The following is a 21,936-nucleotide window of genomic DNA, read 5'->3' on the forward strand; positions in this document are numbered from 1 at the left end:
GAGTTACCGACGACAGTAGGTCAACGATCAGTGATCGCCAGCAGGTCCTCGGTGTGCCGGTACCAGGTCCAGCGCGACACCGGCCGCGGGTGCGCGACCCCGTTCTGCACGACGTCGACCGGGTGGCAGCCCAGCTGGCAGGCCCGCCCGGACACCTCGGTGACCCGCCGGAACAGGCCCCGGACCACGCGCACGTCCACGCCCTGCTCCCCGGGCCGGACCACGAACGACCGCGCCGAGCCACGCAGCGCGACCGTGTCGTCACAGTAAGCCTCACCGGTGACCGGACCGATCGTCGCTTCACCCACCAGGACCCCGCCGCTGTCGTCGCGCACGAGCACGCGCGGCCGCGGCTCACCCTTGCGGGCGAGCGCGAGGGCCTCCGACGGGTCCGCGGGCAGCCCCCACAGCCGCGCCGCGGGCGAGCCCGGATCGGTGGGCACGTATCCCACCGGCGTGTCCCCCAACCGGTTCTTCCGCATGATTCGCACCACGACCGCGGCCAGGTCCGCATCCGTGCCCACGACGATCAGCGGCTCCCCGGAAGTGGCCTCGAGCAGGGGATCCACGTCGTTCCGGCCGGGCCGCGCGGGCACTTCCCGCACCCCTGGCTCGTTGCGAACGAGTGACGAACCAGACCCGCAAGCCAGCACCGTTCCCCGCGCCACCGGGTCCTCCGTTACGCTCATGCACCGGCATTTGCCTGCGCTGAATTTCCTGTTGCCGAATACCTGGAGTGTCACATGCCGGCCATCGTGCTCATCGGTGCCCAGTGGGGCGATGAAGGCAAGGGCAAGGCGACCGACCTGCTCGGCGACCGTGTCCAGTGGGTCGTCCGCTACCAGGGCGGCAACAACGCCGGTCACACGGTCGTGCTCCCGAACGGGGAGAACTTCGCCCTGCACCTCATCCCGTCCGGGATCCTCACGCCGGGTGTGACCAACGTGATCGGCAACGGCGTGGTCGTCGACCCCGGCGTGCTGCTCGACGAGCTGGACGGCCTGGAGAAGCGCGGCGTGGACACCAGCCGCCTGCTGCTCTCCGCCGACGCGCACCTGATCATGCCCTACCACGTGGCGATCGATAAGGTCACCGAGCGTTACCTCGGCAGCCGGAAGATCGGCACCACCGGCCGCGGCATCGGGCCGTGCTACCAGGACAAGATCGCCCGCGTCGGCGTGCGCGTGCAGGACCTGCTCGACGAGAAGATCTTCCGCCAGAAGGTCGAGGCGGCCCTGGAGTTCAAGAACCAGGTGCTGGTCAAGGTCTACAACCGCAAGGCGCTGGACGCCGACCAGGTGGCCGACGAGGTGCTGGCCGCCGGCGAGAAGTTCGCGCACCGCATCGCCGACACGCGCCTGCAGCTGAACAAGGCCCTGGAGAACGGCGAGACGGTGCTGCTGGAGGGGTCGCAGGGCACGCTGCTCGACGTCGACCACGGCACCTACCCGTTCGTGACCTCGTCGAACCCGACCGCGGGCGGGGCGAGCGCCGGCTCCGGCATCGGGCCGGGCCGGATCACGACGGTGCTCGGCATCCTCAAGGCCTACACCACGCGCGTCGGGTCGGGCCCGTTCCCGACCGAGCTGAACGACGCGATGGGCGAGCACCTGCGCAAGGCGGGCGGCGAGTTCGGCGTCACCACCGGCCGGTCGCGGCGCACCGGCTGGTTCGACGCGGTGATCGCCCGGTACGCCACGCGGGTCAACGGGATCACCGACTACTTCCTCACCAAGCTCGACGTGCTGTCCGGCCTGGAGCGCGTGCCGATCTGCGTCGGGTACGAGGTGGACGGCTTCCGCACCGAGGACATGCCGATGACGCAGACCGACGTGCACCACGCCGTGCCGATCTACGAGGAGCTGCCCGGCTGGTGGGAGGACATCTCGCACTGCCGGACGTTCGAGGAGCTGCCGGCGAACGCGCGGGCGTACGTGGAGCGGATCGAGGAGCTGTCGCAGGCCCGGGTGTCGGCGATCGGCGTCGGCCCGGGCCGCGAGCAGACGATCGTGCGGCACCAGTTCCTGTAACCGGTTCCACGGCCGGCGTGGCGGTGCCGGTAGCGGCCCCCACCACGCTCAACGGACGCGCTTGACGCGACTCCGCCGCTCCAACCCCGCGGCGGTGCGAGCTGCCCGGGTGGTGAGGCGGCTCCGCCGCCGAACTGAGCTGCGGGACGTGCGTGCCGGGTCGAGGCGAGGGCTCCCAGAAGCTGGGACGCGGAATCCACGCCACCCGGCCGCCGTTGCCGGTGATCATGAGCATCGGAGTGGCGCTGGCCGCGGTCGCCGGCGCGGACCCGGTGCCGCTGCTGGTCGCCGCGATGGGGCCCGCAGGCGGCGCGCGCCACCGGTGAACTCGCCGACGGCACCCTGCCGTTCCTGGCCGGGCCGAAGGTCCTGGCCGACGAGATCGTCCCGGCCATCACCGCCGCCGGCGGAAACCCGCGGGTCGTCGCGTTCGTCGCCGGGGTGGTGACCTCCGACATCGACCGGCTGCGCGCGACTGCCCTCGAACGACTGGCGTTCTACGACCGGATCCCGTCCTACCAGCGGGTCATCGGTCTGGCGGGCGCGTCGCGGGCCGGGGAAGTTGCGGTGATCGGCGACGAGGAGACCGTCGCGGCCGAGGTTCGCCGCTACTTCGACGCCGGCGCCACCGAGGTGGTGTTCACCCAGACCGACCTGGGCAGCGCCGACGATCAGCGCCGCACCTGGAAGCTGCTGGGGGAACTGGCCCGGTAGATCACGACAGCCGGGCGGTGAGGGTGTCGGACAGGGCCAGCTCTTCGAGGTCGAGCTCACGCAGCACCTTGCGCAGCACCTCGTCGTCGAGTTTGCCCTCGGCTCGTTGCGCCAGCATCGTTTCGCGCTGGACGAGCAGCAGTTCGCGGCGCGCCTGGACGAACGCGGCGTGCGGGCTGGACTCGCGTTCCTCGGCGCTGAGCGAGATCGCCGCGACCGCTCCCCGGTACCGCGTTTCGACCAGGGCCCGCAGCCGGTTGACGAGCCGTTCGGCCTTCTCCCGCGGGATGTCCAGCCGGTCGCACAGCTCGGGCGTCAGCTGGTCCAGGCGCTTCAGCGCGGCGTGCATCGCCGCCTCGCGGGCGGCCATCTCCTCCTCCGCGTCCTGCTCGGCGTCGTCCTTGTCGTGCACGTCGAGCTTGCGGATCACCGCGGGCAGCGTGAGTCCCTGGATCAGCACCGTCCCGATCGCGACGACGAACGCGAACAGCTGGATCTCGGCCCGCCCGGGGAACGGCTGGCCGGAGTGGGTCACCAGCGGCACACCGGCCGCGGCGGCGAGCGACACCACCCCGCGCATGCCCGCCCAGGACAGCACGAGCAGGTTCCGCGTCGGCGGCCGTTCGCGTTCGCGGCCGAACAACCGGAGGGCGTGCGGCAGGTAGGCGTTGAGGAACACGTACGGGAACCGGATGGCGATGGTGACCGCGAGCACGGCGATCGCGGACAGGAAGAGCTGCCAGTTGCCGCGCGCGTTCTCGTTCGCGCTCTCCAGCACGAACGGCAGTTGCAGACCCATCAGCGCGAACACGAGCGCTTCGAGCAGCACGTCGAACGACGCCCAGACGGACGAGTCCTGCACGCGCGTCGCCGGGCCCGCGTACAGCGACCGGTCGCCGAGGTACAGCCCGGCGGCGACCACCGCGAGCACGCCGGAACCGCTGAAGTCCGCGGAGAACGGGTGCAGGTGCTCGGCGACCACGTACACCGCGAACGGCACGATGATGCCGAACGCCGACTCCACCAGGGGGTCGTCGAGCTTGCGCCGGATGTAGGCGACGAGCACCGCCGCCCCGAGCCCGACGCCGATCCCGAGCACCGCGGCGACGAGGAACACCAGGATCCCGTGGCCGAGCGACCCCGCGGCGCCCAGCACCGCGGCGAGGCCGATCTTGTAGAGCGTCAGCGCGGCGGCGTCGTTGACCAGGCTCTCCCCGGTGAGGACGGTCATCAGGCGGCGCGGGAGGCGCTGGCGGCGGCCGATCGCGGCGGCGGTCACGGCGTCCGGCGGCGAGACGACCGCGCCCAGCACGAACGCCGAGGCCATCGGCAGGTCGGGCAGCAGCAGGTGCACGATGAACCCGACGACGAGCGCCGTGACGACGACGAGGACCACCCCGAGCCCGATGATCGGCCGGGCGGCGGCCTTGAACTGGGCGAACGAGCTCTCCCGCGCCGTGGAGTACAGCAGCGGCGGCAGGACCAGGGTGAGGATCAGCTCCGGCTCCATCTGCACCCGCGGCACGCCGGGGATGAACGAGACGGCCAGCGCGACCACGACGACCAGCAGGGGCGCCGACAGGTTGAACCGACGGGCGATCGCGGTGAGACCGAGCGCACCGGCGAGCACGCCCATCAAGGTCAGCAGCTCCATACCTGATCCTTACCCAGCGACACGCTCCCCACCCCGCGAGAGCGCGTCGTCTCGTGCACGGCCGAGCCGCGCGGCGAGCACCAGCGTGACCCCCGCGTACACGACGAACGGGCTGACGAGCAAGAACCGGCCGGTGATCGCGTCGATCGAGGGCGCCATCGCGACCAGCGCACCCGCCGGAGCCAGCCGGAGCATCGTCCGGTCACCGGTGCGCAGACCGAGGACCGCGTGCACCACGATCGCCGGCGCGAACCACACCCAGTGGTGCGACCACGAGATCGGTGACACCAGCAGGGCGGCGAACGCGTTGAGCACCACCGCCCGGGCCGGTTGACCCTGTGCGAGTACCCGTCTCATCCCGAGCACCGCCACTACGAGCACCGCGATGCAGGCCACCAGCCACACGGTGCTGTCCAGCCACGTCAGGCCGGTGCCCGGCCGTGCGATCGTTCCGCGCAGGGATTGGTTGATGCGAATGCCGAGGGGTCCGATGTGGTCGGTGCGGAAGATCGCCGAGGTCCAGTAGGACATCGAGTCCGCCGGCCGGGCGAGGTACGCGGCGATCGCACCGGCCACGAAGGTCAGCCCGGCCACGAGTGCCGCCCTGCGGTCCCGGTTGAGCAGGAAGAACAGCAGGAACGCCACCGGGGTCAGCTTGATCGCCGCGGCGATGCCGACCAGCAGGCCGCGCGGCCACCAAGGCCGCTCGGCCAGACAGTCGACCAGCACGAGAGCCATCAGCACCATGTTGATCTGGCCGTAACCGAGGGTGTCCCGCACGGGCTGGAGGCACAGCAGCGCCGGCGCGAACACGATCCCGGTCAGCAACCACGCCCACCGGTCGAGGCCGAGCGCCCGAAACACCGTCAACAGGCACAGCGGGAGCGGCGCCACTATCAGCAGGGCGGTGAACAGCAGGCTCGCCACCGGGTAGGGCACCAGCGCGAGGGGAGTGAACGCCAGGCTCGCGAACGGGGTGTAGGTGAACCACAAGTCGTTCACCAGGGTGTCGGCGTAGAGGAGGCCGTGGTTGAGCACGGTCCGCCCGGCCTCCTGGTAGACCGCGAGGTCCCCCTGGTTGCCCGGCTCGGTGGTCAGCACCTGCAGCACGGCGAGCACATCCATGACGACGACCGCACCCACCAGCACCCGCCTGGCGGCGACCAGCTCCGCGAGCAACCGGAGCCCCCACACCGGGGGACGCGGCCCTCGGTCCTCAACCTCGTGCATAGCCGTAGGACGCCGGTTGGCGGTAGCGGTTGTGTGTCAGCGATCATCCGGGACTCGGCACGCACGCGAAAAAGGGCCCCGGAAATCCGGGGCCCTTTCCGACGGTCCACGTCAGTGCATCATCACCGCGGGCGGGGCGCCCTCGGCGGCGTCCTCCTCCGGCGGCAGCGCCGGCTTCTTCGGCAGGAACAGCGCCGGGATCAGGCACAGCGCCACCAGCACCAGCGTCCAGGTGAACGTCGAGGCGAACGCGTCCGCGCTGCCCACCGCCGCCGCGTCGTGCGTCGCCGGGTTCATCAGCGCCGCCGTCGCCGCGAGCTGGCCCTCGCTGGTCGCCACGCCGAACTTCCCGGCGAGCAGGCTGGCCAGGATGATCGACACGATCGCCGACCCGACGGCGCCCGCGGTCTGCTGCACGATGTTCATCGCCGTCGAGGCGCGCGCCACCGTGCGCTGCGTCAGCGTCTGCAGCGCCGCGGTGCTGATCGGCATCATGCTCATGCCCATGCCGAGCCCCATCACGAACAGCGCGCCCATCAGCAGCAGGTACGACGTGTCCGCGCCGACCCGGGTGAACACCGCGACGCTCGCGATGATCAGCAGGATCCCGGGCAGCACGACCTTGCCCGCGCCGATCTTGTCGACCAGCCTGCCCGCGATCGGCATGGTGATCATGGCGCCGATGCCCTGCGGCGCCAGCAGCAGACCGGCCTGCAGCGCGCTTTCCCCGCGCACCAGCACGAAGTAGGTCGGCAGGATCAGCATCGACCCGAGGAAGGCGATCATGAACAGCGTCATGGTCACCATCGCGATGCTGAACGTCCGGTTGCGGAACAGGGTCAGGTCGACCAGCGGGTTGGCGACCTTCAGCGCGCGCACGACGAACGCGACGATCAGCACGATCCCGGCGAGCCCCGGCAGCCACACGTTGGTCGCGCCGACACCGCCGTGGTGCGGGATGTTCGACACGCCGTAGATCAGCGCCGCGAGACCCGGCGAGAGCATCACCATGCCGGCGAAGTCGAACTTCTCCGCCGGGCGCGGCTCGTCCTTGGGCAGCAGCTTCCACGCCAGCAGGATCGCGACCACGCCGATCGGCACGTTGATGTAGAAGATCCAGCGCCAGCTCACCGAGTCGACCAGCCAGCCGCCCAGGATCGGGCCGCCGATCGGGCCGAGCAGCATCGGCACGCCGAGCACGGCCATCACGCGGCCGACGCGGTGCGGGCCGGCGGTCTTGGTCAGGATCGTCATGCCGGCGGGCATCAGCATGCCGCCGCCCAGGCCCTGCAGGACCCGGAACACGATCAGCGACTCGATGTCCCACGCGGCACCGGCCAGCGCCGAGCCGACGAGGAAGAACGTGATCGCCAGCATGTAGAGCCGTTTGGTGCCGAACCGGTCGCACGCCCACCCGGTGACCGGGATGACCGTGGCCAGCGCCAGCATGTAGCCGGTCGCGATCCACTGGATGGTGTCGAAGGAGGTCTGGAACTCCAGCGTCAGGGCCTGGAGCGCGACGTTGACGACGGTGGTGTCGAGGATCGCCATCACGCTGCCGAGCACGACGACAGCGGCGACCTTGAGCACCGCGCTGTCGAGTTTGTCGGCGTCCGCGGGTCTTGGTTCCGAAGCAGTGGTCATGAAGTGGTCCGTCCAAGGTCTACGAGCGGGCAGGGCCGACCGCAGGAGGAAACCCCGAAGAAAAAGCGCAAATCCCCCTCAGTCCACTTCGAGACTAGCCGGGCGACAGGCTATGACGCGAAGACTTTTCACGTGGCCGGGATCACTTCAGCGCACAGCGAAAACGCGGGCACGGCGCGTGGCCGTGCCCGCGTCCATTCAGGACCGGACGGCGACCAGCGCGGTGTCCGGCTGGTCGGCGAACAGGCCGTCGATGCCGGTGGCGAGGAACGCGTCCAGCTCGGCGAACGCGTTTCCCCAGTCCGACGGGTCGGCCGACGAGCGCAGGTTCGTGGGCAGGAAGCTGTTCTCGTTGCGGAAGGTGTAGGGCACGACCTTCAGGCCGGCGTCGTGCGCGTCCTTCACCAGCGTGGTCGGCGTGCCGAGCGCGCCGGCCGCGGTCCGCGGGATGATCTGCGCCTTCTCCGGGCCGAGGAAGTCGGCGTAGGTGGAGATCTCCTTCAGCCCGGCCGGGGTGACCAGGTCGGCGTAGGTCCGCTTGTCACCGGCGGCGACGAAGTCGGCCGGCGCGCCGGTGGCCGAGGTGAGCTGCACCAGCGGCACCTTCACCTGCTTGCTCAGCGCCTTGAGGTTGGCCACCTCGAACGACTGGATGATCACCGGCGCGGTCCGCTTGTTCAGCCCGTTGCGGTTGAGCAGGTCGACCAGCTTCGGCTCGGTGGGGTTGCCGATCGAGGCGAAGTACGTGGAGTGCTTGATCTCCGGGTAGGTGCCCAGCGTGCGGTGCAGCTCGCGGCCGAGGCGCTTGGTGAGGTCCAGCACCTCCTGGTAGGTCGCGATCTGCCACCGGCCGTTGTAGATCCGGTTGTCCGGGCGGATGTCCGGGATGCGCTCGGTGGCCCGCAGCGTCTTCAGCTCGGCGAGGGTGAAGTCCTCGGTGAACCAGCCGGTGAGCGGGACGCCGTCGATGACCTTGGTGGTCTTCCGGTTCGCGAACTCGGGCGGGCGGCGACGTCGGTCGTGCCGCCGATCTCGTTCTCGTGCCGGGCGACCAGCTGACCGTCCTTCGTGGGCACGAGGTCGACGTCGACCCAGTCGGCGCCCTGGCGGTAGGCCAGCTCGTAGGAGGCCAGCGTGTGCTCCGGCCGGTAGCCGGGCGCGCCCCGGTGTCCGACGACCACTGGTTCGGCACGCTCCTTGTCAGCGGGGGCGGCTTGGCTCGCGCTGGTGACGCCGGCGGCGCCGACCAGGAACAGGCCGGACAGCGCCAGGGCGGCGAGTCTTCTCCGCACGTCAACCTCCTGGGGGGACGGAAGGGATCTCCGCGCCACTCTCACCGGCGAGTACTACGGCCGCCACACGGGCGGGGGACGGGTGGCTGGCGGGCGGGTGAACGGGGCGTGCCGCAGGTCAGCGTCTACGCTGAGGACCCGTGCGCGTCCTTGTGATCGGGTCCGGTGCCCGCGAACATGCCCTGCTCCTCGCCGTGTCCCACGACCCGGCCGTCACCGCGCTGGCCTGCGCGCCCGGCAACGCCGGCACCGCGGCGCTGGCCGAGCAGCTCGGTGTCGACGTGGCGGACCCGGCGGCGGTCGCCGAGCTGGCCCGGAGCTGGCGGGCCGACCTCGTGGTGATCGGGCCCGAGGTGCCGCTGGTCGCCGGCGCGGCCGACGCCGTGCGCAAGGCCGGCATCCCGGTCTTCGGGCCGTCCGCCGCCGCGGCCCGCATCGAGGGCTCGAAGGCGTTCGCGAAGGACGTGATGGCCGCCGCGAAGGTGCCCACCGCGCGCAGCGAGATCGTGGACAACCCGGCCAAGCTCGACGAGGCGCTCTCCCGCTTCGGCCCGACCTGGGTGGTCAAGGACGACGGGCTGGCCGCGGGCAAGGGCGTCGTCGTCACCCCGGACCGCGACGCGGCCCGCGCGCACGCGATGAAGCTGCTCGACGGCGGCCACCCGGTGTTGCTCGAGTCGTTCCTCGACGGGCCCGAGGTGTCGCTGTTCTGCCTGGTCGATGGCCGGACCGTGGTGCCGCTGCTGCCCGCGCAGGACTTCAAGCGCGTCGGCGACGGGGACACCGGCCCGAACACCGGCGGCATGGGCGCCTACGCGCCGCTGCCGTGGGCGCCCGCGGGCCTGGTCGACGACATCGTGCGCGACATCGTCCAGCCGGTCGTCGACGAGATGGCCGCCCGCGGCGCCGAGTTCTCCGGCCTGCTCTACGCGGGCCTCGCGATCACCTCCGACGGCCCGCAGGTCATCGAGTTCAACTGCCGCTTCGGCGACCCGGAGACGCAGGTCGTGCTCGCGCTGCTGGCCACCCCGCTGGCCGGGCTGCTGCACGCGACCGCCACCGGCACCCTCGCCGAGCAGCCGCCGCTGGAGTGGCACCCGGGCTCCGCGGTCACCGTCGTGATCGCCGCCGACGGCTATCCGGGCGTGCCGCGCGCGGGTGACGTGATCACCGGCGCCGAGGCCGAAGGCGTGCTGCACGCCGGTACCCGCCGCCGCGACGACGGCGCCGTGGTGTCGCACGGTGGCCGTGTGCTGTCCGTGGTCGGCGTCGGCGAGGACCTCGACGCGGCCCGCGCCCAGGCCTACGAGCGGGTCGCGAAGGTGCACCTGGCCGGCTCGCACCACCGCACCGACATCGGGCTCAAGGCCGCTCGCGGCGAGATCACCGTGCCCGGCGCTTCGGCGAATTCCAGCCCTAGCTGACACCCGGGTTGGTAGCCTTCCTACCGGAACTGGTCGGCTACCGTCCGTACCCGGGAGAGTGCGTTATGGCAGAGGACGACCTGCGTGGCGCCGGCCAGGGCCTCGCGCCCACGCTCGGCGTGCCCTCGGTGCCGCACGACCTGCGGGTGGACCCGGACAAGATGCTGCTGGTCGCGCAGGTGATCAGCGAGCAGGCCGACACCCTCGACGAGCGCATCCGCCAGCAACTGGCCGGCCTCGACATCAGCGCGCCCGCCCAGGACGTGATCAGCACCACGGCGGCCGACGCGTGGAACCGGCTGGTGGCCCGCGGCGACGACTCCTACGCGGCGCGGGTGCAGGCCTACGTGCGGAACCTGCGCGATCTGGCCGCGCAGCTGCAGCAGGCCGCGCAGGCCTACCAGGCCGGCGAGGAGGAGAAGGTCGCCGCGCTGTCCCACCGCCCGAAACGCTGAAGTGAGGTCTGGCGTGGCCACGTTCGACAGCAGCAAGTACGACATCCCGACGCTCGTCGCGAAGCTGCGGGACCAGCGGTTCGACGGCTACCAGCCGGAGCAGCTCGCGCAGGTCGTGGAGAAGTTCCGCGACGGCGCGGGGCCGTCGGGCATCACCGCGGCGGTGGAGGCGCTGAAGTCGATCTCCGGCGCGCTCGCCGAGACCGAAGCGGCGCTGCGGACCCAGCTCACGGCGCTCGGTGTGGAGTGGCAGAGCCGCGCTGGCGGGCAGGCGTCGTCGGTGGTCGCGCGCGAGGCCGGGTTCTCCGGCGAGGCGACGGCGAAGGTCGAGCAGGCCGCGCAGATGTTGTTCGAGCAGGCCGAGGCGTTCACCCGGACGCGGAACAAGCTGCCCGCGCCGGAGGACCTGCGCAAGGCGGGCGGCTACACCTTCGGGGACACGGTGTTCAGCTTGTTCGGGTTCGAGACCGACCACGCCGCCGACGTGCGCACCGCCGAGGAGGCCAAGGCCCAGGCGGTGGACGCGCTGAACGCCTACGCCCACGACACCGGGCACTACCTGGGCTCGGTGTCTACTGTGGACGCTCCGGCGCCGGTTTCGCTGCTGTCGGCGCCGGGGACCGGGGTGGTTTCGGGGGTGGGTGGCGCGGCGGCGCCGGTGCCGTCGCTCCCGGACACCACGCCGACGCAAGCCCAGGGGACGAAGGACACGACCCCGGACACCTCGGGGATGGGCTTGGCCGGCGGCGGGGCTCCGGCTGTGGGCACCGCCGCTTCGACCGCGGGAGGCGCGGGGGTCGCTGGCGCGGCAGGCGCCGTCCGGTCCGGCACGGGCGGGACGACTGCTGGGCACCGCGGTGCAGCCGGGCCTCCCGCTTCCGGCGCGGCCGCTGGACGAGCCGGTGCCGGTGGGGCCACTGGACACCGCGGCGCGGCCAGTGCCGGAGGCGCCGCTGGGCGACCCGGCGCAGCCGGGTTCGCCGATCGCCAGGCGTCCGGCTCCGCTGGACAGCACGGCGCCGGTGCCGCGGGCAGCGGCCGGACGAGCTCCGGCAGCGGATCCGGCTTGACCTCCCGCCCGGGCGTACCCGGCTCCGCCGGGCAACCGGGCACCGGGGAAGCCCACGGCGCTGGAGGACGCTCCGCTGCTGTTCCCGGAGGGAACGCCCGGGCCGGGTCGGCCTCCGGAAGCGGCACAGGCGCCGGGGCCGGAAACGCGGCCACCCCCGCCGAGGAAGCGCTCGGCAAGGGGCGCTCCGCCGGTGCCGCGCCGCCCTCCGCCACGGCTCCCACCGCCGTCGGGCCGGGGTTCGCTGCCGTGCGGGCCCCCTCGGGGCTCAGTGGGCTCGCCGAGGCCGCCCCCGCGCTCGGTGCGGCCGGGGCGAGTGGCGCGCTCGCCGGTGAGGGTGACCGGCAGAGCCGCGTCGGCCGGAACACCGCCGGTCACCGCATCCACCAGATCCCCGCCGACGACCTGCCCGAGGAGGAGGAAGCCCGCCTGGCCCGGCGCGGCGGCCACACCCCGGACCCGGTGACCACCCGCGCCATCCTCGAACCCGCCGCACCGCGCGACGGCGAGGAAGAAGTCCGGCGCTTCGGCGTCGACGACAACGACCTGTTCACCGACCGGCGGGACGTCGCACCGGACACGATCGGCGACCGATGAGCCTCGTCCTGACGACGCTCGAGTTCGACGTCCTGTGGCAGAGCCTGCGCCTGCCGCGCGCCCACCCGGCCCTGCGGATGCCCAGCGCGGGCCCCACCCACACCGAGCGACGCCAACTCGAAGACCGCGCCTGGGAGATGCTCGCCGACCGGGGACTGGCGCGCGGGCGGCGGGCCGTCGGGGAGATCGTCGACATGGCGACCCTGCTGGCGAACCCGCAGGTCTCGATCGACGTGTGGGTGTGGACCGGCCGGGAGATCCGCGGCCTCGCGGCGAGCAACGGCAACCAGGCGCTGCTGGCGGTGGTGGACTCGGGCGAGGTGTGGCTCATCCCGGCGCGGCCGAACGCGCTGGCCGAGTCCGCGGTGTCGGTGGCCGGTGAGCAGCCGGGCGGGGTCGGGCACTCGGTGACCCTGCCCCACGGCACCCTGCGGGCCGCCGACGCGGACGCGAAGGGCGACCCGAAGTCGCTGGTCACCGCGCTGGAGGACCGTGGCGTCGAGCTGTGGGAGGCGCAGGAACTGGCCGGCATGTTGGTGGGGATGACCACGCGCGGGCAGTTCGGCGTCGAGCGGCAGGGGCGGCGCGCGGGCCGGGTGGTGGCGTTCTACGACACCGACGCGGGCCGGTACCTGCTGCAGGTCGGCGGGCAGGGCTGGGCGACGGTCGCACCGGCCGACAACCAGCTGCTGGCGAGCCGGGTCGCGGAGCTGCTCGACGAGGTGTGAACCACCGGATGGTGGAACTTGCCGGAAACCGCGTACGCGTCGCGATGATCGTCCTACAGTGAGCGACGTGCCTGAAAGCGATCCGGACTCGTTGGAGTATGTGGCCGGGCAGGTCGAGGCCATCCACGAGCACTTCAAGAAAGCCAAGGACAAGGTCACGGGCGTGACCGGGGACAACCCGTTCGGCGCCATCAAGCACCCGGACGAGCTGGAGCCGGGCGAGCACCCGTCGGACGGCATGGTGAACGCGCTGGGGACGTTCCGCGACGGCGTGCACAAGCAGTTCGACGCGGCCGCCGAGCTGATGACGTCGACCGGCAGCGCCCTGCGCGACGCGGCGCGGGCGCTGCGGGAGACCGACGACGCGGCGCGTGACAGCGCCACCGTCAAGGACGGAAGCCTGCGGGCCTGACATGGTGGCCGCACCGGGCATGCCGCCCGAATGGAACGATGTGCAGACCCGGGCGCAGCAGGTCGAGAAGCTGAACCCGGCGGGGATCCAGGCCGTCGCGGACCAGTTCACGCAGGCGTCGAAGGACTCGGGGGACCATTCGGCGGCGCTGCGCAACGCGACGGCGGCCCTGGGCGGCGGCACGTGGACCGGGCCGGCGGCTGACGCGTTCTTCGCCTACGTCAAGCAGATCGGCGACGCGGGCGGAAAGGTCAACGACCACCTCGACGAGGTCGCGCGGGAGCTGTCGAACCTGCAGACGTCGCTGGCCGACGTGAAGGGCCGCATCGACACGATCAAGCAGCAGGCGCAGACCGACATCGAGAAGGCCAACGGCGACGCGGTGACCAACGCGAACGCGGCCGAGGCGATGGAACGCGAGGTGCGCGAAGGCAAGGAGGGCGCCACGATGCCCTCACCGACGTCGGCCGAGATCATGGCCGCGAACGCGCGGAAGACCAGCGGGATCGCGGCGGGCGCGCGGGACCAGATCCAGGGCCTGCTCAACGGGGCGAACGAGCAAATCAACCGGGTCATGGCGCTGGTGAAGAAGGACGTCGAGGGCGGGTACGCGTCGGTGCCCCCGCTGGGTAGCAAGCCGAAGACGATGAAAAGCACCGGCGGGCTGCGCTCCGGTGGTGGCGGCGGGGGCGGCGGTGGCGGGGGCGGCGGTCTCGGCCCGAGCGGTGGCCCGCCGAGCAGCCAGCCGCCGGGCAACGTGCGGCAGTGGATCGAAGAGGCGATCCGCATCCTGCAGGCGGCCGGCATCCCGGTCACCGAGGCCGACATCGACAAGATCTGGACGATCATCGAGAAGGAGTCGGGCGGCAACCCCAACGCCATCAACCTGTGGGACAGCAACGCGAAGGCGGGACACCCGTCGAAGGGGTTGATGCAGTGCATCGACTCGACGTTCAACGCGCACAAGCTGCCCGGGCACGACGACATCTACAACCCGGTGGACAACATCATCGCCGGGGTGCGGTACACGTTCGACCGGTACGGCGGGTTCGCCGGACACCCCGGCCTGAAGTCAATGGCCTCCGGCGGCGGCTACCAGGGCTACTGAGCGCGCAGCGCCGTCTTTGAACCCAAGGTAGCTGGGTGGTCATCCCGTCGCCTGACACGTGACGATCACCTTGAGCCAGGGCCGCAACCCGGGCTCTCTCCGGCGGCCGTCCATGCCAACCTTGCGGCCCTGGCTCAAGGTGATATGCACAAACCGGAAGGCGACGGGATGACCACCCAGCGACCACCTCGCCAAGGCGAGACGAGGCACCCCTTGGTCATCCCGGAGCCTGCCCGTCCGGCGAGGACATCTTTTGATCTTTGAACCGGCGGCTTGGGCAGGCGGAGAGCCCGCCCTGCGGGCGGTTAAAGCGCCTCACGGCGCCGGAAGGTCACCTTACGACCACCCCCGCCCCCGATGCCTGATTGTGTTTCAGTCGCCGAGCAGGCGTGTCAAGGCGGGAAAGAGTACCTTGACACGCCTGATCGGCGACCAAAGCAGGCTGTGGATCGGGGGCGGGGGAGGTCTGGTTGGGGTAGTCGGTCCTGCTGCGTTGCCAGGCGGGGGTTGTGCAGGGCTGCCGCACGGTTGGTTGCCTACCCGGTCCACTCCCGTTGCCGGCCGCCGGTCTGCAGGGCTGCCGCACGGCCAGCCGCCTGCCCGGTCCACTCCCGTTGCCGGCCGCCGGTTGTGCAGAGCTGCCGCACGGCCAGCCGCCTGCCCGGTCCACTCCCGTTGCCGGCCGCCGGTCTGCAGGGCTGCCGCACGGCCAGCCGCCTGCCCGGTCCACTCCCGTTGCCCAGCCGCCGGTCACGCGTGCAGTGCCGCCCCGGGCCAAGCCACCCCACCCCCCTCCCCAGGACCAACCTAGGCTGGCCCCATGGTCGTCTCAGCTTCGTTTCCCGGTCCGGCCAAGCGGGCGGACGTCGCGCCCTTTCACGTCATGGAGGTGCTCTCCGCGGCGGCCGCCCGGCAGCGGACGCACGGGGACGTCGTCAGCCTGGCCGCGGGCCAGCCCAGCGCGGGCGCGCCCAAGCCGGTGCTCGAAGCCGCCGCACGGGCGCTCACCGGGCAGAACCTCGGCTACACCGTCCAGCTCGGCATCCCCGAGCTGCGCGAAGCCATCGCCGGGCACTACGACCGTCGCTACGGCATGACCGTCAGCCCGGAGGACGTCATCGTCACCACCGGGTCCTCCGGCGGCTTCATGCTGTCCTTCCTGTCCGCCTTCGACGCTGGTGCCCGCGTCGCGATGGCCCGGCCCGGCTACCCGGCCTACCGCAACCTGCTGTCCGCCCTGAACTGCGAAGTCGTCGAGTTCGCCACCGATGAGCGCACCCGCTTCCAGCCGACCGTCGACCTGCTCGACGAGCTCGGCCCGATCGACGGGCTGATCGTGGCGAGCCCCACCAACCCGGCCGGGACCGCGCTGCCGCCGGGCGAACTCGCCGCCATCGCCGGCTGGTGTTCGGCCCGCGGCGTGCAGCTGATCAGCGACGAGATCTACCACGGCATCTCCTACGGCACCGAACTCGGCTGCGCGTGGCAGTCCACCACGGAATCCATCGTGCTGGGCTCGTTCTCCAAGTACTTCGCCATGACGGGCTGGCGGCTGGGCTGGATGCTCGCCCCGAAACGCCTGCACCGCGCGATCGACGTGCTCACCGGCAACCTCAACATCTGCGCCCCGGCGCTCGCCCAGCACGCCGCCGTCGCCGCGTTCGAGCCGGAGTCCTACGCCGAGCTGGACGGGCACGTCGCGCACTACCGCCGCAACCGCGACCTGCTGCTGGACGGCCTGGCCGGCATCGGGCTGACCCGCGTCGCCCCGGTCGACGGCGCGTTCTACGCCTACGTCGACGTCTCCGAGCACACCACGGACAGCCTGAGCTGGTGCCAGCGGCTGCTCGCCGACACCGGCGTCGCGATCACGCCGGGCATCGACTTCGACCCGGTCGACGGCGGGAAGTTCGTCCGGTTCTCCTTCGCCGGGTCGGAAGCCGACGTCACCGAGGGTGTCGCGCGGCTGGGCCGGTGGCTCTCCGGGGGAACCCCCAGTTTTCCCTGAACGTTGACCAGAACACGGGCGCCCCGGCACGAACCCGTGCGAGGCTGCTCGTAGCGGGCCGAACGAGCCCGCGTGGCACAACCGGAGGGGAATGCCATGTTCTGGAAGATCGTCGGCGCGCTGCTCGTCGCCTGGCTCGCGTTCATGGTTATCGGCTCGGTGATCGGGTTCGTGTTCAAGGCCATCCTGTGGATCGCCGTGATCGGTGGCGTCGGCTTCCTGGGTGCCGCCGCCTACAGCGCGATCAAGAACAACAAGGAGCGCAAGCAGATCCGGCCCTAGAGCACGGCCCGCGCCGCCTCGGCGCCGTCCCAGAGGTGCGCGCGCAGCCCGGCCGCCCGCGCGCCCTCCACATTGGACTGACGGTCGTCGAAGAAGACGCAGTCGCCCGCCGGTACGCCGAGGCGGGCGACGAGCAGTTCGAAGATCTCCGCGTCCGGCTTGGCCACACCCACGTCGCCGGAGAACACCCGGACCCGGAAGTGCCGCATCCAGTCCTGCCGCTCGGCGAACCGGGCGAACGAGGACGGCGCGTTGGACAGCAGCGCCAGCGGCACCCCGGCCGCGCTCAGCCCGGCCAGCAGTTCCAGCGACGACTCCCGCACGTCCGACCAGCCGCGGATGTCGATCTCGGTCAGCTTGTCCGATGTGGACTCGTCGACCGGCACGCCGAGCGCCTCCCCGATCCCGCCCCAGTACTCCAGGTCGGAGCTGCCCCGGTCGTAGGCGTCCCGCAGCCGCCAGTACTGCGGCTCGAACTCCGCCAGCGGCACGCCCAGCGTGGCGGCCAGCTTCGGCAGCGCGGTCGTCCGGCCGCAGATCACCTCGCCGTAGTCGAACACCACCCAGCCGGTCACGGGTGACCACCGGCCTTGATGCGGCGCAGCGCCTCGTCCACGTCGGCGGCCGAGACGTCCCGGTGCAGCACGAACCGCACCTTGCCGGCCATCGGCAACGCGAGCACGCCCTGCGCCCGCAGCGACTCCAGCGTCACGGCGATGTCGGCGACCGGCGCGAGCACGATGTTCGTCTCCGGGGTGTCGGCCTGCCAGCCCAGGTCACGCAGCCCGTCGGCCAGCCGGCGGGCCTTGTCGTGCTCCTCGGCGAGGTCCGGGACCCGGTCCAGCGCCACCAGGCAGGCCGCGGCGAGCACGCCGATCTGCCGCATGCCGCCGCCGAGCATCTGCCGCATCCGGCGCGCCCGCTCGACGAACTCCCGGCTGCCCGCGACGACCGACCCGGCGGGCGCGCCGAGCCCCTTGCTGAAGCACGCGGACACGCTGTCCACACCGACGGTCAGCGCGGCGGGCGGCAGGCCGAGCGCGACGGCCGCGTGCCACACGCGGGCGCCGTCGAGGTGAACCTGCAGCCCGGCCTGGCGCGCGGTGGACAGCAGCTGGGCGTGCTCGTGCGGCGGGATGACCGCGCCACCGGCCGCGTTGTGGGTGTTCTCCAGGCACAACAGCGTGGTGCGCAGCGCGTAGTACGGGCCGCTGCGGGACCCGATGGCCGCCGCGACCGTCTCCGGCTTGGGCCGGCCGGGGCCGCCGTCGTGCGGCAGCGCCTCGGGCATGCCACCGGCGAGCCAGGCGGCCGAGCCCAGCTCGTTGTTCAGCACGTGCGCGTTGTTCGGCGCGAGGAACCGGTCACCGCGCTGGAGGTGGACGGACAGGGCGATGAGGTTGGCCATCGTGCCGCTGGGCGTCCACAGCGCGGCCGGCATGCCGAGGACCGCGGCGGCGCGCTCCTCCAGCTCGCGGACGGTGGGGTCGACGTCGATCACGTTGTCGCCGACCTCAGCGGACGCCATCGCTCTGCGCATCTGCTCATCCGGACGGGTGACGGTGTCCGAACGGAAGTCGATCAACTGGGTGGCTGCTGAGGTCACAGTCAGATCACATCACACCGTTCAGATGATCTTCAAGAAGGTGCAACCCGCCGGGTGGGCGGTTCCGTCTTTACGCCGAGACCGAGGAGCGGAGAGCCTAAACGCGTGGACGAACGCGACGAGCAGGACTTCGCGGAGTACTTCGCGGCCAAGCGCGACTCCGTGCGCCGGACCGCGTACCTGCTCTGCGGCGACTGGCACCGCGCGGACGACCTCGCGCAGACGGCGTTCGTGGCGCTGCACCGGAAGTGGAACCGCATCCGGGACCGCGCCGCGACCGACGCCTACGTGCGGCGGACGCTGGTCCGGGCGTCGATCGACGAGTCGAGACGGCCCTGGCGGAGGGAGCGGCACGTGGCGGAGCTGCCCGAGCCCGAGCCCACCGGATCCCGGCTGGACGAGCAGGTCGCCACGCGCGCGGACCTGCTGGCCGGGCTGCGCGCGGTGCCGGCGAAGCAACGGGCCGTGCTCGTGCTGCGCTACTTCGAGGGCCTGGACGTGGCCGGGGTGGCGAAGGCCCTCGGCTGCAGCGAGGGGAACGTGAAGAGCCAGACCGCGCGCGGGCTGGCGAACCTGCGCGAAGCGTTGGGTGAGGAGGTGGAAGCCGGTGGATGAGCACGAGCTGCGGGAGCTGTTCCGGTCCGCGCCCGGTGAGCCGCCTCCGGCGGGCTTCGACGTGCGGGACGTGCGGGCGGCCTCGGCGCGGGTGACCGCGCGGCGGCGTACGACGCTCGCCGTGGCGTCACTCTGCGTGGTGTTCGCCCTGTTCGGCGCCGGAATCGCCGGATTGGTCCAGTCCCGGACCACCCAATCGACTCAAGTCCAGGGGCAGGAGCAACCGGCGAACGCGCCGGAGCGTCTCCCGTCCGTTGCGCCACAGCTTTCCGGCCCCTCCGCCATGCAGGGAGGAGAGGGCGCCGGGGAGAACGGCCCACGGGCCGACAGCACCTCCGGGTGCGACAAGGTGGACCGGGAGCTCGCCACCGCCCTCGCTGGCGAGCTTCCGGCCACCGGGATCACCGGGCCGCGCGCCGGGGACGTGTGCACCCCGGGGTCGCGGACGGCGAGCTACGGCGTCACGGAGAACGGCCGCACCGGTTCGGTGTCGGCGACCGTGCTACCGCCGGGGGCCAGCGTCCAGCTCGCGAAGCTCGCCGACGGCGCCGTGGTCGACCAGCGGCTGGCCGCGGGCGGCGGGACGGTGATCGTGCTGAGTGTGCCGAACCCGGGCAGCGCCGCGCCGCTGGCGGACGACGTCGCGAAGATCGCCACCGCGCTCGCGCAGAGGTTCTAGCTGGTTAGATGGGCGGCCATGACGTCCGGAGCGAGCACGCCGAAGGGTGAGCGCAGGCGGGCGGCCCTCATCGAGGCCGCGGCCGAGCTGCTGGTCGAGGGCGGCTTCGACGCGATCCGGCACCGCGCAGTCGCCGAGCGGGCCGGGCTGCCCCTGGCGTCCACGACGTACTACTTCGACTCGCTCGACGACCTCATCAGCGCCGCCGCCGAGCACCACGGCCGCACCGAGCTGGCGAAGGGGCACGCGCAGCTGGACGAGCTGCCGACCGCGCCGCGCGGCATCGACAGCGTGGTGGAGCTGGTGCTGGACCAGCTGCTCGGCGAGGACGCGGGGTACGAGGCGGTGCTGCTGCGGTACGAGCGGCTGGTGGCGACCGGGCGGCGGCCGTACCTGCGGCCGCTGATGCGGGCGCTCGGCGCGGAGCTGCGGGAGCTGCTGACCGAGATCTTCGCCCGGTCCGGGCTGGCGATCGAGCGGGACCGCCTGGAGGAGCTGATCGCGCTCGTCGACGGTGCCGTGGTCAACGCCTTGATCGAGGTGGACCCGGATCCGCGGGCGGTGGCGCGGGCGAGGCTCGCCCGCGCGCTCTCTAAGCTTGGGGCGTGACGAAACCGCAGATCCCGAACGTCCTCGCCGGTCGCTACGCCTCTCCCGAGCTGGTCTCGCTGTGGTCGCCGGAGAACAAGGTGAAGCTCGAGCGCGAGCTGTGGATCGCGGTGCTGCGCGCGCAGCGGGACCTGGGCGTCGAGGTGCCGGACGGGGTCGTCGAGGACTACCAGCGGGTGCTGGACCAGGTCGACCTGGGCAGCATCGCCGAGCGGGAGCGCGTCACCCGGCACGACGTGAAGGCGCGGATCGAGGAGTTCAACGCGCTGGCCGGCCACGAGCACGTGCACAAGGGGATGACGTCGCGGGACCTGACCGAGAACGTCGAGCAGCTGCAGGTCCGGCGGTCGCTGGAGCTGCTGCGCTCGCGGGTCGTCGCGGTGCTGGCCCGGCTGGCGGCGCTGGCGGCCGAGCACGCGGAGCTGGTGATGGCCGGCCGGTCGCACAACGTGGCCGCCCAGGCGACGACGCTGGGGAAGCGGTTCGCGACGGCGGCCGACGAGCTGCTGGTGGCGTTCGACCGGCTGGACGACCTGATCGGGCGGTACCCGCTGCGGGGGATCAAGGGCCCGGTGGGGACGGCGCAGGACATGCTGGACCTGCTGGGTTCGGCGGAGACGCTGGCCGAGCTGGAGCAGCGGATCGCCGCGCACCTGGGGTTCTCGCGGACGTTCACCAGCGTCGGGCAGGTTTATCCGCGGTCGCTGGACTTCGACGTGCTGTCGGCGCTGGTCCAGGTGGCGGCGGCGCCGTCGAGCCTGGCGAAGACCATTCGGTTGATGGCCGGGCACGAGCTGGTGACCGAGGGGTTCAAGCCCGGGCAGGTCGGCTCGTCGGCGATGCCGCACAAGATGAACACGCGGTCGTGCGAGCGGGTCAACGGGCTGGCCGTGGTGCTGCGCGGGTACCTGTCGATGATCGGCGAGCTGGCCGGCGACCAGTGGAACGAGGGGGACGTGTCGGATTCGGTGGTGCGGCGGGTCGCGCTGCCGGACGCGTTCTTCGCGCTGGACGGGCTGCTGGAGACGTTCCTCACGGTGCTCGACGAGTTCGGCGCGTTCCCGGCCGTGGTGGCGCGGGAGCTGGAGCGGTACCTCCCGTTCCTGGCGACGACGAAGGTGCTGATGGCGTCGGTGCGCGGCGGGGTCGGCCGGGAAACCGCCCACGAGGCGATCAAGGAGCACGCGGTCGGGGTGGCGCTGGCGATGCGCGAGAAGGGCGCGGACAACGACCTGCTGAACCGCCTAGCCGACGACGCGCGACTGCCACTGGACCGCGACGCACTGGAGCGGTTGCTGGCGGACCGGATCTCGTTCACCGGCGTGGCGCCGGCGCAGGTGGCCGCGGTGGTGGCGCGCGTGGAGGACGTGCTGACGCGGTTCCCGGAGGCGTCGAAGTACGTACCGCAGCCGATCCTCTGAGCTGGGTGGGGTTCGTTCGGGCGGATGGGGTTCGCTGGGTCGGATGGGGCTCGCTGAGTCAGGCGGGGTTCGCTGAGTCGGGCGGGGTCCGCCGAGGCCGGGAGGGCTCGCTGGGTCACGCGGGGTTCGCTGAGTCGGGCGGGGTCCTCCGAGGCCGGGAGGGCTCGCTGAGTCAGGCGGGGCTCGCCGAGACGGACGGGGTTCGCTAGGCCGGACGGGGTTCGCTGGGGCCGGACGGGGTTGGCTGGGGTCCGGCGGGGTCCGCTGGAGCCTGTCCCTGAGCCGGCCGGGCCGGTGTCGTCGGCGCGATGGCGATGAACGGTCCATTCATCGCCGCACAAGAGCGCATTTCGCACGCT

At 72.0% G+C, this 21,936-nt stretch carries 20 protein-coding genes and 1 pseudogene; 14 read left to right on the top strand and 7 right to left on the bottom strand.

The features are described 5' to 3' along the window. Positions 1-20: 20 nt before the first annotated feature. On the bottom strand, positions 21-689 hold the full coding sequence (locus L1857_RS01120; RefSeq protein WP_205413437.1) for a hypothetical protein: 669 nt from the start codon (positions 687-689) through the stop codon (positions 21-23). A 54-nt stretch (positions 690-743) separates the two neighbouring features. Here L1857_RS01120 and L1857_RS01125 point away from each other — a divergent pair, with 54 nt between their 5' ends. Together L1857_RS01125 and L1857_RS01130 are read left to right on the top strand one after the other, a co-directional pair. Further along, the gene (locus L1857_RS01125; protein WP_094006537.1) at positions 744-2,030 is read left to right on the top strand and encodes an adenylosuccinate synthase; all 1,287 of its coding nucleotides are present in this window, start codon (positions 744-746) and stop codon (positions 2,028-2,030) included. A 444-nt stretch (positions 2,031-2,474) separates the two neighbouring features. Next, positions 2,475-2,744 (top strand): LLM class oxidoreductase, encoded by a 270-nt coding sequence (locus L1857_RS01130; protein ID WP_249464287.1) that lies wholly within the window; start codon positions 2,475-2,477, stop codon positions 2,742-2,744. A 1-nt stretch (position 2,745) separates the two neighbouring features. Here the strand turns inward: L1857_RS01130 and L1857_RS01135 are convergent, their stop codons facing one another. The 4 genes and pseudogenes from L1857_RS01135 to L1857_RS01150 all read right to left on the bottom strand — a co-directional run bounded on the left by L1857_RS01135 (position 2,746) and on the right by L1857_RS01150 (position 8,537). After that, the gene (locus tag L1857_RS01135; RefSeq protein WP_116115240.1) at positions 2,746-4,398 is read right to left on the bottom strand and encodes a Na+/H+ antiporter; all 1,653 of its coding nucleotides are present in this window, start codon (positions 4,396-4,398) and stop codon (positions 2,746-2,748) included. Between the two features lie 9 nt (positions 4,399-4,407). Next, positions 4,408-5,628, bottom strand: a complete 1,221-nt coding sequence (locus L1857_RS01140) for a glycosyltransferase 87 family protein (RefSeq protein WP_116115242.1) — start codon at positions 5,626-5,628, stop codon at positions 4,408-4,410. 111 nt (positions 5,629-5,739) lie between these two features. Then, positions 5,740-7,272, bottom strand: a complete 1,533-nt coding sequence (locus L1857_RS01145) for a DHA2 family efflux MFS transporter permease subunit (RefSeq protein WP_116115244.1) — start codon at positions 7,270-7,272, stop codon at positions 5,740-5,742. 198 nt (positions 7,273-7,470) lie between these two features. Further along, a pseudogene (locus L1857_RS01150) lies at positions 7,471-8,537 on the bottom strand (glycerophosphodiester phosphodiesterase). A gap of 167 nt (positions 8,538-8,704) precedes the next feature. Here L1857_RS01150 and purD point away from each other — a divergent pair. From purD to L1857_RS01190, 8 genes are all read left to right on the top strand, one after another. After that, on the top strand, positions 8,705-9,988 hold the full coding sequence (gene purD, locus L1857_RS01155; RefSeq protein ID WP_094006541.1) for a phosphoribosylamine--glycine ligase: 1,284 nt from the start codon (positions 8,705-8,707) through the stop codon (positions 9,986-9,988). A 65-nt stretch (positions 9,989-10,053) separates the two neighbouring features. After that, positions 10,054-10,443, top strand: coding sequence for a PE domain-containing protein (locus tag L1857_RS01160; RefSeq protein ID WP_094006542.1), 390 nt, complete (start codon positions 10,054-10,056; stop codon positions 10,441-10,443). A gap of 13 nt (positions 10,444-10,456) precedes the next feature. Further along, positions 10,457-12,109, top strand: coding sequence for a PPE domain-containing protein (locus L1857_RS01165; protein WP_249464290.1), 1,653 nt, complete (start codon positions 10,457-10,459; stop codon positions 12,107-12,109). Continuing rightward, entirely contained in the window at positions 12,106-12,837 is a 732-nt protein-coding gene (locus L1857_RS01170; protein WP_094006544.1) for an ESX secretion-associated protein EspG, read from the top strand. The genes L1857_RS01165 and L1857_RS01170 overlap by 4 nt, the downstream gene beginning before the upstream one ends. Positions 12,838-12,904: 67 nt before the next feature. Beyond that, a complete protein-coding gene (locus L1857_RS01175; RefSeq protein WP_233157349.1) occupies positions 12,905-13,249 on the top strand; it encodes a hypothetical protein in 345 nt (114 codons plus the stop codon). 19 nt (positions 13,250-13,268) lie between these two features. Beyond that, positions 13,269-14,357, top strand: a complete 1,089-nt coding sequence (locus tag L1857_RS01180; RefSeq protein WP_240323471.1) for a transglycosylase SLT domain-containing protein — start codon at positions 13,269-13,271, stop codon at positions 14,355-14,357. Positions 14,358-15,177: 820 nt separating this feature from the next. Beyond that, the gene (locus L1857_RS01185) at positions 15,178-16,365 is read left to right on the top strand and encodes an aminotransferase class I/II-fold pyridoxal phosphate-dependent enzyme (RefSeq protein WP_094009131.1); all 1,188 of its coding nucleotides are present in this window, start codon (positions 15,178-15,180) and stop codon (positions 16,363-16,365) included. 96 nt (positions 16,366-16,461) lie between these two features. Further along, positions 16,462-16,647 (top strand): hypothetical protein, encoded by a 186-nt coding sequence (locus L1857_RS01190; protein WP_094009132.1) that lies wholly within the window; start codon positions 16,462-16,464, stop codon positions 16,645-16,647. On the opposite strand, the gene L1857_RS01195 is transcribed toward L1857_RS01190, so the two are convergent. Both L1857_RS01195 and L1857_RS01200 read right to left on the bottom strand, forming a co-directional pair. After that, positions 16,644-17,222, bottom strand: a complete 579-nt coding sequence (locus tag L1857_RS01195) for an HAD family hydrolase (RefSeq protein ID WP_094009133.1) — start codon at positions 17,220-17,222, stop codon at positions 16,644-16,646. The genes L1857_RS01190 and L1857_RS01195 overlap by 4 nt on opposite strands. Next, the gene (locus L1857_RS01200; RefSeq protein ID WP_198958406.1) at positions 17,219-18,259 is read right to left on the bottom strand and encodes a threonine aldolase family protein; all 1,041 of its coding nucleotides are present in this window, start codon (positions 18,257-18,259) and stop codon (positions 17,219-17,221) included. Before L1857_RS01200 ends, L1857_RS01195 begins: the two co-directional genes overlap by 4 nt. 99 nt (positions 18,260-18,358) lie before the next feature. Here L1857_RS01200 and L1857_RS01205 point away from each other — a divergent pair, with 99 nt between their 5' ends. The 4 genes from L1857_RS01205 to purB are packed head-to-tail and all read left to right on the top strand — an operon-like array spanning position 18,359 to position 21,577. Beyond that, positions 18,359-18,868, top strand: coding sequence for a SigE family RNA polymerase sigma factor (locus L1857_RS01205; protein WP_116115445.1), 510 nt, complete (start codon positions 18,359-18,361; stop codon positions 18,866-18,868). Further along, positions 18,861-19,547, top strand: coding sequence for a hypothetical protein (locus L1857_RS01210; protein WP_094009136.1), 687 nt, complete (start codon positions 18,861-18,863; stop codon positions 19,545-19,547). Before L1857_RS01205 ends, L1857_RS01210 begins: the two co-directional genes overlap by 8 nt. A gap of 18 nt (positions 19,548-19,565) precedes the next feature. Beyond that, complete coding sequence (locus tag L1857_RS01215; protein ID WP_249464293.1) at positions 19,566-20,156, top strand: TetR/AcrR family transcriptional regulator; 591 nt, start codon at positions 19,566-19,568, stop codon at positions 20,154-20,156. Beyond that, positions 20,153-21,577, top strand: coding sequence for an adenylosuccinate lyase (gene purB / locus L1857_RS01220; RefSeq protein WP_116115439.1), 1,425 nt, complete (start codon positions 20,153-20,155; stop codon positions 21,575-21,577). Before L1857_RS01215 ends, purB begins: the two co-directional genes overlap by 4 nt. The last annotated feature ends 359 nt before the right edge of the window (positions 21,578-21,936 follow it).

It is taken from the genome of Amycolatopsis thermalba (genome assembly GCF_023376025.1).
GTDB classification, from domain to species: domain Bacteria; phylum Actinomycetota; class Actinomycetes; order Mycobacteriales; family Pseudonocardiaceae; genus Amycolatopsis_E; species Amycolatopsis_E thermalba.